The organism is Shimia sp. SK013, from assembly GCF_001292625.1.
Taxonomy (GTDB): domain Bacteria; phylum Pseudomonadota; class Alphaproteobacteria; order Rhodobacterales; family Rhodobacteraceae; genus Shimia.
Map to the genome: position 1 here is coordinate 312,954 of NZ_LAJH01000012.1, position 15,510 is coordinate 328,463.

Below are 15,510 nucleotides of genomic sequence, written 5' to 3' on the forward strand. Positions count from 1 at the left end.
CAATTAGGGTGTTTCTATCTCTATTAACGCCGAGAGGATAGCACGGGCATTTTCGCTAGACCAGTCCGCATCCCCTTGAAGTCGTGCAATTTCTTTACCGTTGGCATCGACAATTAGTGTGGCCGGCAGGCCGAATACGGCCATTTCACGTGCCAGCAATTGTTTCGGATCGCGATGCAGGGGAAGATTGTCCACGCTGATGTCTTCGAAAAACTTTCGCATAGCGGGCACCATGTTGCGACCCGTGGCAATCGTTACGACCTCAAAAGAGTCGCCGCCCAATTGCGTTTGCAGCTCTGACAACATCGGCATCTCGTGTCGACAAGGTGCACACCACGTAGCCCAGAAATTCAGCAGCACGATTTTGCCGCGGAATGCCTCAAGCGTCATGTCTTCTCCGTCTTCAGATATGAAGCTCTTGGACGAAACCGGTTTGGGGTCGGAGTGAAAGTTGAGTTTGCGCATGTCGCCTTCTCGCATCTCGATGATCGCAGCCAAATCGCGTGCTTCATCCGCGCGCGCTGCAGGGGCAGCGACAAAGGCGCCCGCTGCAATTGCGAATACTGTACTCGCCGTATAGACCAACACTGACCAGTGTTTTATGAACCCGTTAACTTTCATTTTCCCTCCGAAGGGCAGACGATGACCAAAGATACCTCGAACCAAATGTGGGGCGGCCGCTTTGCCGCAGGACCGGACGCGATCATGGAGGCGATCAACGCCTCGATCGGGTACGACCAGCGTATGGCAGCGCAGGATATTGCCGGCTCGCGGGCCCATGCGGCGATGCTTGCCAAGACGGGCATCCTGACTGATAGCGACGCCGAGGCCATTCGGGAAGGGCTGCTCACGGTCTTGTCAGAGATTGAAAGCGGCACATTCGAGTTTTCTGCGGCTCTGGAAGACATTCATATGAATGTCGAGGCGCGTCTGAAAGAGATTATCGGCGAGCCTGCGGGCCGCCTGCATACAGGACGCAGTCGCAACGATCAGGTCGCAACGGATTTCAAACTTTGGGTGCGGGATCAAATTGACGCGGCCATTCAAGGCATTGCTGCGTTGATCCGAGCATTTGTTGCGCAAGCTGAGGCCGGTGCAGAATGGGTGATGCCCGGGTTCACCCATTTGCAGACCGCGCAACCAGTAACGTGGGGCCATCACATGATGGCCTATGTGGAAATGCTGGGCCGCGATTTGACACGGTTTCAAGATGCACGTGCCCGCATGAATGAATCTCCCTTGGGCGCCGCGGCCTTGGCCGGAACATCCTTTGGCATTGATCGCCAGATGACGGCCGAAACACTTGGATTTGATCGTCCCGCCGCAAATTCCTTGGACGCGGTGGCGGACCGGGATTTTGCGTTGGAATTCCTGGCAGCCAGCAGCATCTGTGCCATGCACCTGAGCCGTTTTGCTGAAGAACTGGTGATCTGGTCGTCTGCGCAATTCCGGTTTGTGACGCTTTCAGATCGTTTCTCCACCGGTTCGTCGATCATGCCGCAAAAGAAAAACCCGGATGCTGCCGAGCTGATCCGCGCCAAGATCGGGCGCATATTCGGTGCGAATACCGCGCTTTTGATGGTCATGAAGGGGCTGCCGCTGGCCTATTCTAAAGACATGCAGGAAGACAAAGAGCAGGTCTTTGATGCCGCGGACAACCTGATGCTGGCGCTGGCCGCGATGGAAGGCATGGTGAAAGACATGACCGCCAACCGCGACAGCCTTGAGGCCGCCGCCGGCAGCGGTTTCTCGACAGCAACGGATTTGGCTGACTGGCTTGTACGTGCACTGAACATGCCATTTCGTGATGCGCACCATGTGACGGGCTCACTTGTGGCGATGGCGGAATCTCGCGGATGCGATTTGCCGGACCTGACGCTGGAAGATATGAAATCCGTGCATGAGGCCATCACCACTGACGTGTTTGACGTTTTGGGTGTTCACAACTCGGTGGCCTCACGTTTGTCTTATGGCGGAACAGCACCCGCTCGGGTGCGAGAACAAATCGCGCGCTGGAAAGAAGCTTTGTGATGAAACTTATTGCGGCTATCGCCCTTGCGGCGATCACACTTTCGGCCTGTGGCGCCCCTTCGGGGTATCCGAGGCCGCAACAGCAGGCGCCTCAAAAAACCCAGTCGGGTATTACGATTTCCGGCAGCGCCGAGATTGGCGTGACGAGCGGCAATATTCCGTACAGGAACCGCGGGCCTTCTCCGACGGATCCCCAACTTTGTCACTTGCCCGGATATAGCGTACACTGTCGGCCCTGACGGGAGAGTGATGTGCTGCGAATCATTGGACTAATTTCGACTTTGGGCCTGGCGGCCTGTGGTGTTGACGGAGAGCCGTGGACGCCAACCATGTCTGGCACGATTGGGGTCGGCAGTGACGGTGTACACACGTCTGGCAGCATCGGCATCAGCAATGGACCGGTTACGATTTCAGTCGGCGGCGGGTGTTACCGCTATGGATGCCGGTAGACCAAGGCTGGTTTTTGGTTGAACCATTCCACGATCTCGGGCGTAGTCTTCGAGATTGATTTATGCACCGTCGGAGACCGCCAATGTCACCTCTTCGTTTCGTTTTTCTTGGCCTTGCCATTTGGGGTGCCATTCATCCGATGGCTTATTTCGCGCCGTGGATCGCGGAAAACGGATTTGATCTTCAGGCGATGGTGGCCTTGTGGAAAGCAAATGACGCGGTCACGGGCATCTATTGGGATCTTGTGATATCGGCGATCACGTTGAATATTTGGATAATCTCTGAGGTTGCTGTCCGGCGGAACTGGCTGGCGCTTTTGGCTATCCCGGCGATTTGGATGATCGGGGTTAGCTGCGGGTTGCCGCTGTATCTGTTCCTGCGGGCCAAGCCGGTGCGGTGATCACGGTTTTGCGCCATTGAATGGTGTCGGGTGCGGCGCTATGACGAGGGCTGACAGACACCACGACCGGCAGGAGGCGCCACATGGATCATTTTCTTTATCGTGACGGCGAGCTTTATGCCGAGGACGTTCCTGTGAGTGAAATCGCGGCGCAGGTTGGAACGCCATTTTACTGCTATTCCACTGCCACGCTCGAGCGGCATTTTCGTCTGTTTGACGAAGCTTTGGCCGGCATAGAGCATCTTGTCTGCTTTGCCATGAAAGCGGCAAGCAATCAGGCCATTTTGAAAACGCTAGCCGCCGTTGGCGCGGGAATGGATGTAGTGTCCGGGGGGGAATATGCACGGGCCAAAGCGGCTGGCGTACCTGGTGATAAGATTGTATTCTCTGGCGTTGGCAAAACCGATGAGGAAATCGCCGATGCGTTGTCGGGCGGCATTCGTCAGTTCAATGTCGAAAGCGAGCCTGAAATGGCGGCGATCAGCGCGGTTGCGACGCGGTTGGGCAAAACCGCTCCGATTACGATCCGGGTGAATCCGGATGTGGATGCCAAAACGCACGCAAAAATCGCGACAGGAAAATCAGAGAACAAATTTGGCATTCCGATCAGTCGCGCCCGTGAGGTTTATGCACTGGCCGCAAGCTTGCCCGGGCTGGATGTGATCGGTATCGATGTTCACATTGGCAGCCAACTGACTCAGCTGGAGCCGTTTGAATTGGCGTATAGCAAGGTTGCAGAATTGACCGAAACTTTGCGCGCGGATGGTCACAACATTCGCCGTCTGGATTTGGGCGGCGGGCTGGGCATTCCCTATGAACGTTCTAATACGGCACCGCCTTTGCCGGTGGAATATGGGGCCATGGTTCAAAAGACACTGGGTTATTTGGGCTGTGAGATCGAGATCGAACCAGGCCGATTGATCGCTGGAAACGCCGGTATCATGGTGAGCAAAGTCATCTATGTGAAATCCGGTGAAGACCGGGAGTTTTTGATCATTGACGGGGCGATGAATGATCTAATTCGTCCTGCCATGTATGAAGCGCATCATGACATTGTTCCGGTGGTCGAGGCCGCTCCGGGTCAAGAGCCTGCGCGCTACGATATTGTTGGTCCGGTGTGTGAAAGCGGTGATACTTTTGCCAAGGGCCGGGACTTGGCCGAGCTGAAGGCAGGCGATTTGGTCGCGTTTCGCAGCGCGGGCGCCTATGGTGCGGTGATGTCGAGTGAATACAATTCACGCCCTTTGATCCCAGAAGTACTGGTGAAAGGGGATCAATTTGCGGTTATCCGCGAACGCCCCACCTATGAAGAGATGATAAACCGCGATAGCATCCCCACATGGCTTTGAGGCATTCGCCTCGGGGGTCACATCGTGACCCTTTAAACCTGCTCTGTGAATGGAAGCGCCGTGCGTAATCGGTCGACCAGTGAAACAGCCCTTAAACGCCTAAGCTTCGTGCTTGGGCTGACACGGCTCGGTCTATTGGCCGAGACCCTGACGCGCGCGTTCTGGCCCGTCTGGACAGTGCTTTTTGTCGCTGTTGCGGCTGTCATGATCGGGGCATTGGAGGTGCTGCCGCTTGAGGTCACGTGGGTGTTGGCCTTGTTGGTCGTGCTGACCAGTGCGTGGTTCATCGTGCGGGGCGTGGCCAGAGTTCATTTGCCGTCACGCGGAGACGCCATTTCACGCCTGGATTCGACCCTTCCGGGCAGGCCGATTCAGGCGCTGCGGGACGCACCCGCAATTGGCGAAGGCGATATGGGATCGCAGGCTCTGTGGCGCGCCCATCAGGCACGCATGGCTGAACGCACCGCTGGAGCTTCTGCGGTCGCGCCGGATTTGAAGTTGGCCCGACTTGATCCGTTTGGTTTGCGTTATACCGCGACTTTGCTTCTGCTGATCGGGTTGCTGTTTGGCTCCTTCACACGCGTGGGCAACATCGCAAATATTGCGAGCGGCGCGGGCTCGGACCTTGTTGCTGGCCCGACTTGGGAGGGATGGATAGAGCCGCCATCTTATACCGGAAAACCGGCCCTTTATCTGAATGACCAACCTGAAGGCGCACTGGTGATCCCAGAAGGTAGTCGCATTCTGTTGCGGCTATATGGCGAGGTGGGCGCGTTAACGGTGGCTGAAACTGTGTCAGGCCGTACTGGTGAGGTGCCAAGTGCTGCGGAGCCTGAGCAGCATTTTGAGGTCACTCAGGATGGTGGACTTGAAATAGCGGGTCCGGGCGGTGCCAAGTGGGATGTGGCTTTGTTGCTGGATGCGTCCCCCGAGATTGCCATCTCCGGACAGGCTGACACCTCGGCGCGCGGAGAGATGACACTCGGGTTTGAAGCTCTTGATGACTACGAAGTTGTCGGTGGGCAAGCTCAGATCACCTTGGACCTTGCCAATGTCGAACGCCGCTTCGGGCTGATGGCTTCGCCGGACGCGCGCGACCCTATTTCTGTGCCCCTGCCATTGCCAATCGCCGGGGACAGATCTTCCTTTGAAGAAGTCTTGATAGAGGACTTTTCCAAGCATGTCTGGGCGCATTTGCCAGTCACTGTCACCTTGAGCGCAGAAGACGCCGCTGGCCAGTCCGGCCAGTCGATTGATTTGCCCATCACGTTGCCTGCACGCCGCTTTTTTGATCCTTTGGCGTCGGCTGTGATCGAGCTTCGCCGTGACCTTTTGTGGTCCAAAGACAATGCGGTGCGTGTGTCACAACTTATGCGCGCCATCAGCCATCGACCGGTAGACGGCATATTCAAACGAGAAACGGATTACCTGCGCTTGCGGACGATTTTGCGCCGGCTTGAAGCGTACAAGGCATACGGCCTGAGCGAAGAGAAACAAGAAGAACTGGCTGAGGCGCTTTGGGAGCTGGCACTAAATCTGGAAGATGGCGACCTCGGCAATGCGCTGGAAAGGTTGCAGCAGGCGCAGGAACGGCTGGCCGAGGCGATGAAAAATGGCGCCAGCGATGCCGAGATTGAACAACTGATGCAGGAACTGCGTGAGGCCACCGATGATTACATGCGCGAATTGGCGCGGCGCAATCAACAGGAAGGCCAACAATCCGGCGAACAGCAGCAAGCTGAAAACTCGATGCAGATGAACCAAGATGATCTGCAACGTATGATGGACCGCATTCAGGAGCTGATGGAGCAAGGCCGTATGGCTGAGGCACAACAGGCGCTGGAGGAGTTGCAGCGTATGTTGGAAAACATGCAGGTGACACAAGGGCAGGGTCAGGGCAACGAGGGTGACCAGACCATGCAGGGGCTAGCCGACACGTTGCGCGATCAACAGGGGTTGTCGGACGAGGCGTTTCGCGATTTGCAGGAACAGTTCAACCCCAACGCTCAGGCGGGCCAGTCTGGAGAGAACGAAGGCCTTAGCGGAGGCGAAGGCCGTGGTACGGCGCATGATGGCACCGGAGGTTCCGGACAAGGCGAAGGGGAAGACGGCTCTGAACAGGGACAAGGTGAAGCCGGTGAACAAGGTGAGGAAACCGGCGGTGGAGACATGGGGCTTGGCGATCGCCAACAAGCGCTGCGTCAGGAGTTGGACCGCCAGATGCGCAATTTGCCCGGTCAGGGCACACCGGATGGCGACGCTGCGCGCGAGTCATTAGGGCGCGCAGGGGATGCAATGGACGGGGCTGAGGACGCCCTGCGGCAGGATGATCTGGCCACAGCAATTGACCGGCAAGCGGACGCCATGGAAGCCTTGAGAGAAGGCATGCGTGAGCTGGGAGAGGCCATGGCGCAGGATCAACAAGAGGGCGCGCAAGGAAATGCTCAGACCCAGGGCGCAAACCGTGATCCGCTGGGGCGGTCTCAGGGCAACCGGGGTGCTGCGGGTACAGATGACGGGCTTTTGCAGGGCGAAGACGTTTATCGGCAGGCACGACGCTTGCTCGACGAAATACGTCGACGCGCCGGTGAAACAGATCGACCTGACATCGAGCGCAACTATCTTGAACGGCTATTGGATCGTTTCTGACCCAGCCTATTAAAAGGCTAGGTATTGTCGCAGCTATTAGCCTTCTGGCGTTCCGCTCGCGATTTCGTTCAGCCACAGAAACAACCCGGTAACCTGAGTGTCCAGCCAGACGCGCGAATTGTTCGCGCTGTCAACAAATCCCTCGATTTGTGGCGCAAACTGCGGATAGCTTGCCGAGAGACTGTCGTGGCTGCTGTAGACATAAACTGCGCCTGCAGCGAGCAAAATCACCAAGACAAACCCAAGCCTGAATCCGCGGCCGCGGGCAGAACTTGAGGGGAGCGCAGTATCCGCATCCGCTGGACGCGCCATGTCACCCGAATGGCGGAGTGTCGAATTAGTCTCTTCGATGTCCGGCAACAAGTCACGGCGGCTGTCCCGTTGGGGGCTGATATCGACGGGCTCCGAGGCTGGGCCGTCGTCGGTAAGACCGCGTAATTTGCGCATCCGGTCACGGGCTTCGGTTGCCCGACTTGCGACGTCCGGTGCAGATGTGCCCAACCCGAGTTCGGTTTGCGTTTCAAGTGTTTCACGCCCTTCGGAGGCGCGGAGATGGGCTTCGTGTTCGGCCTCTTGGCGCAGAACGTCGGCCACCGACGGATCCAGACCACGCCTTTGGGGGGTGTCTGTTTCGTCAGTGTCATTCTCTAGCGGAGTGTTTTCAAGAGCCTCATCGACACCTTCATAGTCCGCGAATTCAGTCGCCTCGTCTGGCTCGTCGGTGAGGTCAGCTGTGGAGCCTTCGGTCAGTTCAGCGTCATGCGATGGTGTCTCGTCGGCATGAGCAGACTGTGCAGGCGTGTCTTGCCAGTCGTCGTCCAAATCCCAATCGTTGCCGTCAACGTCAGTGTATTCGTCGGCGTCTTCATCAAAGCTCACATCCGGGGGCTCAACCTCATCAAATGTCTCAGCGGGCTCTTCGCTGAGGTCCCCATCAACAGAATCCACCGTTGATTGCAACTCTTCGGGCGCGTCGTCCTCAGGCAACAGCGCGTCCTGATGGGCTTGAAACCAAGTGTCGCCGCAGTTTGAGCACTGCACGTCCCGCCCTTCGGCAGGAATAACGTCGTCAGGCACCTCATATTGAGCGCCGCAATTCGGGCATGTCAGCCGCATCGCAAGTCCCCGTTGCCCCATGTTTTGTCTTTGTTCATTAATTCTAATCTGTAACAAACCTCTGCGAAAGTGCAAAGCCTCTGGCGATGTGGATTGAAACCGCAGCGATGCTCAGGCACAACAGGCCCAGACAAAGGGGTCCCGTTTGATCGAATTAAACAATATTGCGTATAGCTATGGCGGCGGTGAACTTTTGAGTGATGTGTCACTCAAGATTGCCCCAGGCTCGTTTCATTTTCTGACCGGTCCGTCGGGCTCAGGAAAAACCACCTTTCTAAAGCTTTGTTACGGCGCTTTGGTCCCTACGTCAGGGCATGTGGAGCTGTTTGGTCGCGATGTGCGCGAGATGAGCCGTGATGATCATGCGTTGACGCGGCGCCAGATCGGCGTTGTGCATCAGGACTGTCAGTTTTTGGATCATTTGCCCGTTCGCGAGAATGTGTCTTTGCCTTTGATGGTATCTGGGCGTGAAAATTTGGAGCAAGTGTCCAACCTTAAAGAGCTGCTTAGCTGGGTGGGCCTTGGCAATCGCGCGGGTGCTTTGCCGCCCGAGCTTTCGGGCGGGGAACGCCAGCGTGCCGCATTGGCACGCGCCGTGATTATGTCGCCCGATGTGGTGTTGGCCGATGAACCAACGGGCAACGTCGATTGGGACATGTCACAGCGCCTGCTTCAGTTGCTGGTGGAGTTGAACAAGATGGGCAAGACCATCCTGATCGCGACCCACGATATGAACCTGATCCGCGCGGCAAAAGGCCATGTGCAAGCGCGTGTTCTGCGGATATCCAATCGCAAGTTGCAATTGGCGGGGGCGGATCTTTGAGGTTTCTGAACGCGTTAAGCGCTGTGTTTGTGGGCGACGCGCAAGCGGACCGTGTGGTGCCTCCCACTGGATACACCGCGCGACTGACGTTGTTTGCGGCTGCGGCGATGGCGTTTCTGACCGTGTTTGCGCTGGCCTTGTCTTTGGCGACAGGCCGTCTTGCACAACGCTGGGGCAACGAGTTGGCCCAAAGTTCTACTTTGCGGATTTCGGCACCGTCCGAGCAACTGGATGCTCAGACCGACGCGGCTTTGGCCGTGCTTGAAAGCACACCCGGCGTTGCCAGTGCGCGCGCCTTGAGCGCGGATGAACAGCGCGCTTTGCTGTCTCCTTGGTTCGGACCGGATTTGCCAATAGACAGCCTGCCCATTCCGCAGCTGATTGAAATCAAAGAGACCGAACAAGGCTACGACACCGTTGGGTTGCGCCATCGGCTGCAGGCTGAGGTGCCCGGTGCGGTGCTGGATGATCACACGCGCTGGCGGCGCCCGCTCGAAAAAGCAGCCGGACGACTGCGATTTCTGGGCTGGGTGTCGATTGGGCTGATCGGGGCGGCCACCGCTGCGATGATCACGCTTGCGGCCAACGCCGCGTTGTCAGCTAACGCGCAGGTGATTGCGGTTTTGCGTCTTATCGGGGCGCAAGACGGCTATATTGCGCAGGCTTTTGTGCGCCGCTTCACGCTGCGCAGCTTGACCGGTGCTGCGCTGGGAACTGCGATTGGGATGTTGGCGATTTTTCTGCTACCGGCGGCACAGGATGAAGCCGGATTTCTAACTGGTTTAGGCTTCTCTGGCGCAAGCTGGGCCTTGCCTCTGGTGATCCCGCCGCTGGCCGCGGTGGTGGCCTATTTGGCGACAGGGGCGGCAGCTCGACGAACATTGGGAGAACTGGCCTGATGCGCACCGCTTTCCAGTGGATCATGTCTATTGTTTATGTGTTTCAGAACGCAGTGATGATGTTGGTCATGGGCATTTTGTTTTTTCCCTGGGCGCTGGTGTCGCCGAAAGGGGCGATGACAGCTTGTAAGACTTATGCGACCTGGGCGCTTTGGTCGGCCCGCTGGCTTGTCGGCATTCGCACAGAAGTGCGCGGAACGGTCCCCTCGGGCGCAGTTCTGGTTCCCGCCAAGCATCAGTCGTTCCTTGATATCTTGATGATTTACAACGCGATCCCGCAGCCACGTTTTATCATGAAATACGAGCTGCTGTTTACGCCCATCATCGGCGTTTATGCGTGGCGACTTGGCTGTGTCCCTGTGCGGCGTGGAAAACGAGGCGCGGCGATCAAGTCCATGTTGGCAGATGTGGACAGCGGCCGTGTGGCTCCCGGGCAGCTGGTAATCTATCCGCAGGGCACGCGGGTGCCGGTGGGAGAGTACCAGCCCTACAAAGTCGGGCCTTACGTACTTTATAAAGAGACCGGCCAAACCGCCGTGCCTGTGGCCACCAACGCGGGTATGTTCTGGCCAAAGGGAACAATGCTGCGTACCCCGGGTTTGGCGGTGGTGGAGTTTCTTGATCCGATTGAGCAGGGCGTTGACCAGAAAGATTTCATGCATCAGTTGGAAGACGCCATTGAGACAGGGTCCAACAATTTGATGCGCGAGGCGGGGTTTGAGCCGGATGAAGTGGGTTGAAGACATTGCAGAGCTTGAAGCGCTCTATGGAAAGCCGGGCATTGCATCAACTGCCAAGGTCGCAGACCACCTAACGCCGCTCTATCGGAAATGGATCATGGGTTCGCAGTTTTGCGTGATGTCCACCGTTGGACCAAAGGGCACCGATGGAAGCCCGCGTGGCGACGATGGTCCGGTGGTGCGCGAACTGGATCCCAAGACGCTGGCCATGCCCGACTGGCGTGGCAACAACCGGATGGATTCGCTGCGCAACATCGTGGCGGACGGACGGATTTCACTGATGTTTGTGATTCCTGGTTCCAACACTGTGGTGCGCGTGAACGGCTTGGCGAAAGTCACCACGGATACGGAGGTCTGCGCAAGCTTTGAAGTCAAAGGGCGCCATCCTCGCTCGGTGATCGTGATCCGAATTGCAGAGATTTACACACAATGCGCCCGCGCAGTGATGCGCGCGGGCCTTTGGAGCGGCGAAGACCAAAGCGCTGGTCTGCCCACTGCGGGCGATATTCTGTCAGAGCAAACCGACGGGGCCGAAGGTGGGGCAACGTACGACGACGCGTGGGGCGCACGGGCTGCAAAAACGATGTGGTAGCAGCCCGTTGGGTGATCAACCAATGTGATTGCTGAACGCCTTAGCTGACGCGTTGTGCATCGCGGATCAAGGCGGCCAGCCGATAGAACCCATGCGCCATTTTGGTAAAAGGCGTGAGCAGAAAGAAGGTCAGCACTGCGCCAAGATGGATGGCAAGTAGTACTGGCATGGCTGTGCTGGCGCCTAGCGCATAAAGTGCAAGGCCCGAGAAGCCGACAAACCCGAGCAAAGCTACAAAGGCCATGTCTCCGCCCCACGCCTTTGCGTCACCGAGTGTCGGATCGGATTTGCGTTTCAACATGATCATGCCGATGCACCCCAGTGTCAGAACGATGCCGCCAACAACGCCAAGGAGTTTTGGCAGAGACAGCAGCGGATAAGGGGCGGGCATGTCAAAGACGTAGTGCATGACCGTGGCCGTGGAAGTTGACGCAAAGCACAACAGAAAGCCGTACATTATAGCTTGATGCACGTGTCGACGGCCTTGGCTGAAACGGTCTTCGTCCTCAAAATTACAGCCGTCGCCATGACCCGCAGCGAGGTCTTTCATTTTGGCAGCACGACCAAAGGCTTTGGTGAGATGCGACATGCGAATTCCGATGCCTCCGACGTCTCGCCAATAGCGACGCAAACCTATGCCGAGGCTGGCAAGAGGCAACAAAAAGGCCGGCGCGAAAATCGCAACCATGGCGTTGTGAGACAGTGCGGCGTAAAAACCCTCGCCGCCAGCCGACCCAATCATCTTGATCGCGGCAAAGAGCAAAGCAAAGCCAACTACCAACGCGGTCACAATGGCTGCGCCGTGCGTGTGGAACCGCCGCGCCATTGGCTGTGGCCATGCGTAGCTTTCCCAGCTGTCGCGACGGACTTCGGCCAGGGCAGCGGGCAGGTTCAGGTCAAATTCGTGCGGCGCAGTGTATTGGCAGGCATAATAGCAGCCCCGGCAGTTGTGGCAGAGATTTGCAAGCTGCGCGATGTCGCCGTCAGTGAATGCGCGATTGGCATGAAGCGCCGGAAACACCGAGCAATAGCCTTCGCAATAGCGGCAGGCGTTGCAGATTTCGGCCTGACGGCGGGCTTCTTGAACGAGGTCAGTTTGCATATGCGGCGGCCTCCCGGCCTGCGATGCGTCCGAAGACGGTTCCGATGGTCATGCCGTATCCGGCGAGATAGCCTTGGCCCAAAATCGAGCCAGCCATGGTTTCCCCGGCGGCCCAGAGGTTCTTGATGGGGCCGGTATCGGTGCTGCACTGGGCGTTTTCGTCGACTTTCAATCCAAGGTAGGTGAAGGTCACGCCGGTGCGCAGAGAATAGCCATAAAAAGGTGGGTCGGTGATGGGGCGGGCCCAGTTGGTTTTAGCAGGGCTGAGGCCTGAGGTGGCCACACCGTCCAGTTCCGTTGGGTGGAAATCCGACGTGTCCCCGCAGGCGGCGTTGAAGGTCTCCACCGTGTCTTTGAGCTTGGCGCCGTCGATGTCCATCAGCGCGGCCAGTTCTTCAAGCGTGTCGGCTTTGAGCGGCGGGAAAACAGAAGGCATAAACAGGTCGATCGATTTGCTGTCGATCACCACATGGCCAACCTGATCAGGCTGGGCCGCAACAAGGCGCCCCCAGATAGCGTACCGTTTGGGCCAAACGTCTTCGCCCTCGTCATAGAAACGTTCCGCGTTTTTGTTCACAACAATCGAGAAAGGCACGCAGTCCAGTCGGGTCACGATCCCGCCGTCGTATTTGGGCGCGCGACCATCGATGGCAACGGCGTGGCATTGATCAGCGTCACCCACTTGGCTGACGCCTTGTTCCAACAGGTCTGCAAGCACAATCCCGCGGTTGTATGGCGTTCCACGGATCAGGAAATTTTGGGCCGCCGGTCCCCAAGCGCGTGTGAGCCAATCCGTGTCTGCTTGAAAACCTCCAGATGCGACAACCACGGCTTTGGGCGTGATGCGGTGGGATTTGCCTTCGTGGGTGTAGTCCACCCATTGGACGGCGTTCTCGCTGAGTTCGAGGTGGGTCACTGCGGCCTCATACAGAACATCAACACCAAGCTTGTCGGCGGTGCGGTAATAGGCGTTCACAAGGCTTTTGCCGCCGCCCATGAAGAAGGCATTGGTGCGCCCCAATGAGAGCGTGCCGGACAGCGAAGGCTGAAAGCGGACCCCGTGATCCTGCATCCAGGGCAGACAAGCCTCGGATGTGCGAATGGCAAGGCGGGCGAGCGTTTCGTTGGTCTTGCCCTTGGTGACCTTTAGCAGGTCCTCGAAATACTCATCCTCGGAGTAGGTCTCGACCAATGGCCCAAGTGGTCCCGTGTGCATACAGCGAAAATTGCGGGTATGGCGGGAGTTTCCGCCGCGATAAGCCTTTGGGGCGGTTTCCAAAATCAAAACTTTGGCGCCGGATTCGGCGGCCGTCATGGCTGCGCATAGCGCGGCGTTTCCGCCACCAATTACTGCGATGTCATACTGCGTCATGGCTCATTTCCTTGGCTGATACTTTGATATTGACCAGCCGTTTATTTGACAAATGACGGTTGGTGCATAATTGATGCGCCATGAGCATTAATTATGATTTTGGCGACCTTGAAGCCTTTTTGGCCGTTAAAGAAACCGGCTCCTTTCATGGAGCGGCTGACCGTTTGAACCTGTCGCAATCCGCCATTACACGGCGGGTGCGCAAATTGGAGGACGCGCTCGGCAGCCAGCTGTTTGAGCGCACGACGCGGGCAGTCAAACCGACGTTGGCAGCCAAAAGTCTACAGGCGCGGGCGGAGGCGATGGTCAATGACGCACATGAAACTGCACGTGCGATGCGGGATGCAAGCGTCGCCTTTGCCCATCAACGCGGGACAGTGGTGACGGTGGCGAGTGTTCCGACGGTCATAACCCGTCTGCTGGTGCCGGCCTTGAAGGGCGTGACAGACCGATCACTCAGAGTACGTTTGCTGGATGGGTCGGCCAATGAGGTGGCTGAGGCGGTGGCCCAAGGAGAGGCGGACTTCGGGCTGTGCTCGATCCCGGTGCTTGAGCCGAGTACGGAGTTTGAACCGCTATTGGATGATCCTATCGTTGTGGCCATCGCGCAGGGCAATGCGTTGACCGGACAGCAAAACCTGCCGTTTGACGCTCTGAAAAACTTGCCGTTGATCCTGCCCGCCAAAGGCACCGGAAACCGGTTGCTGATTGACGAAGCTTTGGCGCGTGCGCGGGTGCAGGTGCGGTGGAGTTTTGAAGTTGGGCGCACCACATCGGCGCTTGATCTGGTGGAAGGGGCAATGGGGGCCGCGTTGTTGCCGCTTTCGGCGATTGATCCGGCGCGGGTGGGCGTCGCAACGCTGCAGTCGCCAGGGATATCGCGGTCGATTGGTTTGTTGTCGCGGGTCGGGCAGGTCGACACGTCGTTGGTGAGCGCTGTTAAGGCTGCCATTCGGGCGAATGTTTAAGTGCGCGCCCAGACTTCTGGGTTGATCATATGGCTTGGATTTCCGTCGGCGTAGTCGACAATTTGATCATAGATATCAGAGAATTGCTTGTCGAATTCGTCCTCGGTGACAAAGCCGATATGAGGCGTTGCGATCAGGTTGGGGTGGGCCAGCAGCGCATCGTTGGCGTCGATCAAAGGTTCGGTGTCAAAGACGTCGATTGCAGCTGAACCGGGGCGTCCATTGTTAAGACCGTCCAGCAAGGCGCCAGCGGCCACAAGGCCGGCGCGGGAGGTGTTCACAAAAACTGAGTCAGGGCGCATATTTGCGAAATCTTGGGAGGTGATCAAACCGCGGGTTTCCGGTTTCAATCGGACATGAAGAGAGATCACGTCGCAGCTTGAAAAGAACGCCTCGCGAGAGGGGGCGACCTGTGCGCCATCACCAGCGGCGCGGGTGCGTCCGTCGTCCGAAGCCCACCACAAAACATGCATGCCAAAAGCCTCGGCATATTGCGCAACAGTGCGTGCAATGCGGCCATATCCGTATAGGCCAAGTGTCCGGCCATGAAGGGTTTTTCCCACACCGGCTTGCCATTTCCCCGCTTTGGCGGACGCCATCTGTGTTGGCAGATCCCGCATCGCTGACAACACCAGCGCCCAAGTCAGTTCGGCTGCGGCATAGTTGGTTCCACCGCCTTTGGGCTGCTTGGAGCAAAGCAGGATATCCTTGTCAGAACAGGCCTGCACATCGACGTGTGGAAAGACGCCACGTTGGCTGATCAGTTTGAGGTTGGGGAGCCGTTCCAGTAGGGCGCGGGTTACGGCGGTGCGTTCGCGAAAAAGGATCAGGACCTCGGCTTTGGACAAACGCTCCGCCAAAGTGCCGATATCGTCGGTATGGTCGGTCCAGACGGTGACGTCATGCCCTGCAAGTTTGGCAAAAGACGGCAAGCTGCGCAGTGTGTCAAACCAGTCGTCGAGGATGTGAATTTTCATGTCTGTATCCCGTCGGTATCGCGTCGGTAATGCGGAGGTGCC

15 protein-coding genes are annotated in these 15,510 nt (G+C 57.6%); 10 read left to right on the forward strand and 5 right to left on the reverse strand.

From position 1 onward, the window contains the following. Positions 1 to 3: 3 nt before the first annotated feature. Entirely contained in the window at positions 4 to 621 is a 618-nt protein-coding gene (locus SHIM_RS11240) for a TlpA family protein disulfide reductase (RefSeq protein ID WP_152926526.1), read from the reverse strand. Positions 622 to 642: 21 nt separating this feature from the next. Here SHIM_RS11240 and argH point away from each other — a divergent pair, with 21 nt between their 5' ends. The 5 genes from argH to SHIM_RS11260 all read left to right on the forward strand — a co-directional run bounded on the left by argH (position 643) and on the right by SHIM_RS11260 (position 6,879). Continuing rightward, positions 643 to 2,031 (forward strand): argininosuccinate lyase, encoded by a 1,389-nt coding sequence (gene argH, locus SHIM_RS11245; protein WP_054002731.1) that lies wholly within the window; start codon positions 643 to 645, stop codon positions 2,029 to 2,031. Between the two features lie 251 nt (positions 2,032 to 2,282). Further along, positions 2,283 to 2,480 (forward strand): hypothetical protein, encoded by a 198-nt coding sequence (locus SHIM_RS20000; protein WP_241488846.1) that lies wholly within the window; start codon positions 2,283 to 2,285, stop codon positions 2,478 to 2,480. A gap of 83 nt (positions 2,481 to 2,563) precedes the next feature. Further along, positions 2,564 to 2,881, forward strand: a complete 318-nt coding sequence (locus SHIM_RS11250) for a DUF2834 domain-containing protein (RefSeq protein ID WP_054002732.1) — start codon at positions 2,564 to 2,566, stop codon at positions 2,879 to 2,881. An 83-nt stretch (positions 2,882 to 2,964) separates the two neighbouring features. Beyond that, on the forward strand, positions 2,965 to 4,230 hold the full coding sequence (gene lysA, locus SHIM_RS11255) for a diaminopimelate decarboxylase (RefSeq protein WP_054002733.1): 1,266 nt from the start codon (positions 2,965 to 2,967) through the stop codon (positions 4,228 to 4,230). Between the two features lie 60 nt (positions 4,231 to 4,290). Then, positions 4,291 to 6,879, forward strand: a complete 2,589-nt coding sequence (locus SHIM_RS11260; protein ID WP_054002955.1) for a TIGR02302 family protein — start codon at positions 4,291 to 4,293, stop codon at positions 6,877 to 6,879. A 36-nt stretch (positions 6,880 to 6,915) separates the two neighbouring features. Here the strand turns inward: SHIM_RS11260 and SHIM_RS20560 are convergent, their stop codons facing one another. Then, positions 6,916 to 8,016, reverse strand: coding sequence for a zinc-ribbon domain-containing protein (locus SHIM_RS20560; protein WP_054002734.1), 1,101 nt, complete (start codon positions 8,014 to 8,016; stop codon positions 6,916 to 6,918). 124 nt (positions 8,017 to 8,140) lie between these two features. Between SHIM_RS20560 and SHIM_RS11270 the strand changes: the two genes are divergently transcribed. From SHIM_RS11270 to SHIM_RS11285, 4 genes are read left to right on the forward strand one after another with little or no spacing between them, the layout of a single operon-like run. Then, positions 8,141 to 8,818 carry a cell division ATP-binding protein FtsE gene (locus SHIM_RS11270; protein ID WP_054002735.1) on the forward strand — a complete coding sequence of 226 codons (678 nt, stop codon included), beginning with the start codon at positions 8,141 to 8,143 and terminating at the stop codon, positions 8,816 to 8,818. Between the two features lie 5 nt (positions 8,819 to 8,823). Further along, entirely contained in the window at positions 8,824 to 9,717 is an 894-nt protein-coding gene (locus tag SHIM_RS11275) for a cell division protein FtsX (RefSeq protein ID WP_193749917.1), read from the forward strand. Continuing rightward, the gene (locus SHIM_RS11280; protein WP_054002737.1) at positions 9,717 to 10,457 is read left to right on the forward strand and encodes a lysophospholipid acyltransferase family protein; all 741 of its coding nucleotides are present in this window, start codon (positions 9,717 to 9,719) and stop codon (positions 10,455 to 10,457) included. The genes SHIM_RS11275 and SHIM_RS11280 overlap by 1 nt, the downstream gene beginning before the upstream one ends. Further along, on the forward strand, positions 10,444 to 11,049 hold the full coding sequence (locus tag SHIM_RS11285; protein WP_054002738.1) for a pyridoxamine 5'-phosphate oxidase family protein: 606 nt from the start codon (positions 10,444 to 10,446) through the stop codon (positions 11,047 to 11,049). Before SHIM_RS11280 ends, SHIM_RS11285 begins: the two co-directional genes overlap by 14 nt. A gap of 40 nt (positions 11,050 to 11,089) precedes the next feature. Here the strand turns inward: SHIM_RS11285 and tcuB are convergent, their stop codons facing one another. Then, entirely contained in the window at positions 11,090 to 12,151 is a 1,062-nt protein-coding gene (tcuB, locus tag SHIM_RS11290; protein WP_054002739.1) for a tricarballylate utilization 4Fe-4S protein TcuB, read from the reverse strand. Further along, positions 12,141 to 13,523, reverse strand: coding sequence for an FAD-dependent tricarballylate dehydrogenase TcuA (gene tcuA / locus SHIM_RS11295; protein WP_054002740.1), 1,383 nt, complete (start codon positions 13,521 to 13,523; stop codon positions 12,141 to 12,143). Before tcuA ends, tcuB begins: the two co-directional genes overlap by 11 nt. Positions 13,524 to 13,603: 80 nt before the next feature. Between tcuA and SHIM_RS11300 the strand changes: the two genes are divergently transcribed. Then, positions 13,604 to 14,491, forward strand: coding sequence for a LysR family transcriptional regulator (locus SHIM_RS11300; protein ID WP_054002741.1), 888 nt, complete (start codon positions 13,604 to 13,606; stop codon positions 14,489 to 14,491). On the opposite strand, the gene SHIM_RS11305 is transcribed toward SHIM_RS11300, so the two are convergent. Continuing rightward, positions 14,488 to 15,468, reverse strand: coding sequence for a D-2-hydroxyacid dehydrogenase family protein (locus tag SHIM_RS11305; RefSeq protein ID WP_054002742.1), 981 nt, complete (start codon positions 15,466 to 15,468; stop codon positions 14,488 to 14,490). The genes SHIM_RS11300 and SHIM_RS11305 overlap by 4 nt on opposite strands. Positions 15,469 to 15,510: the final 42 nt, after the last annotated feature.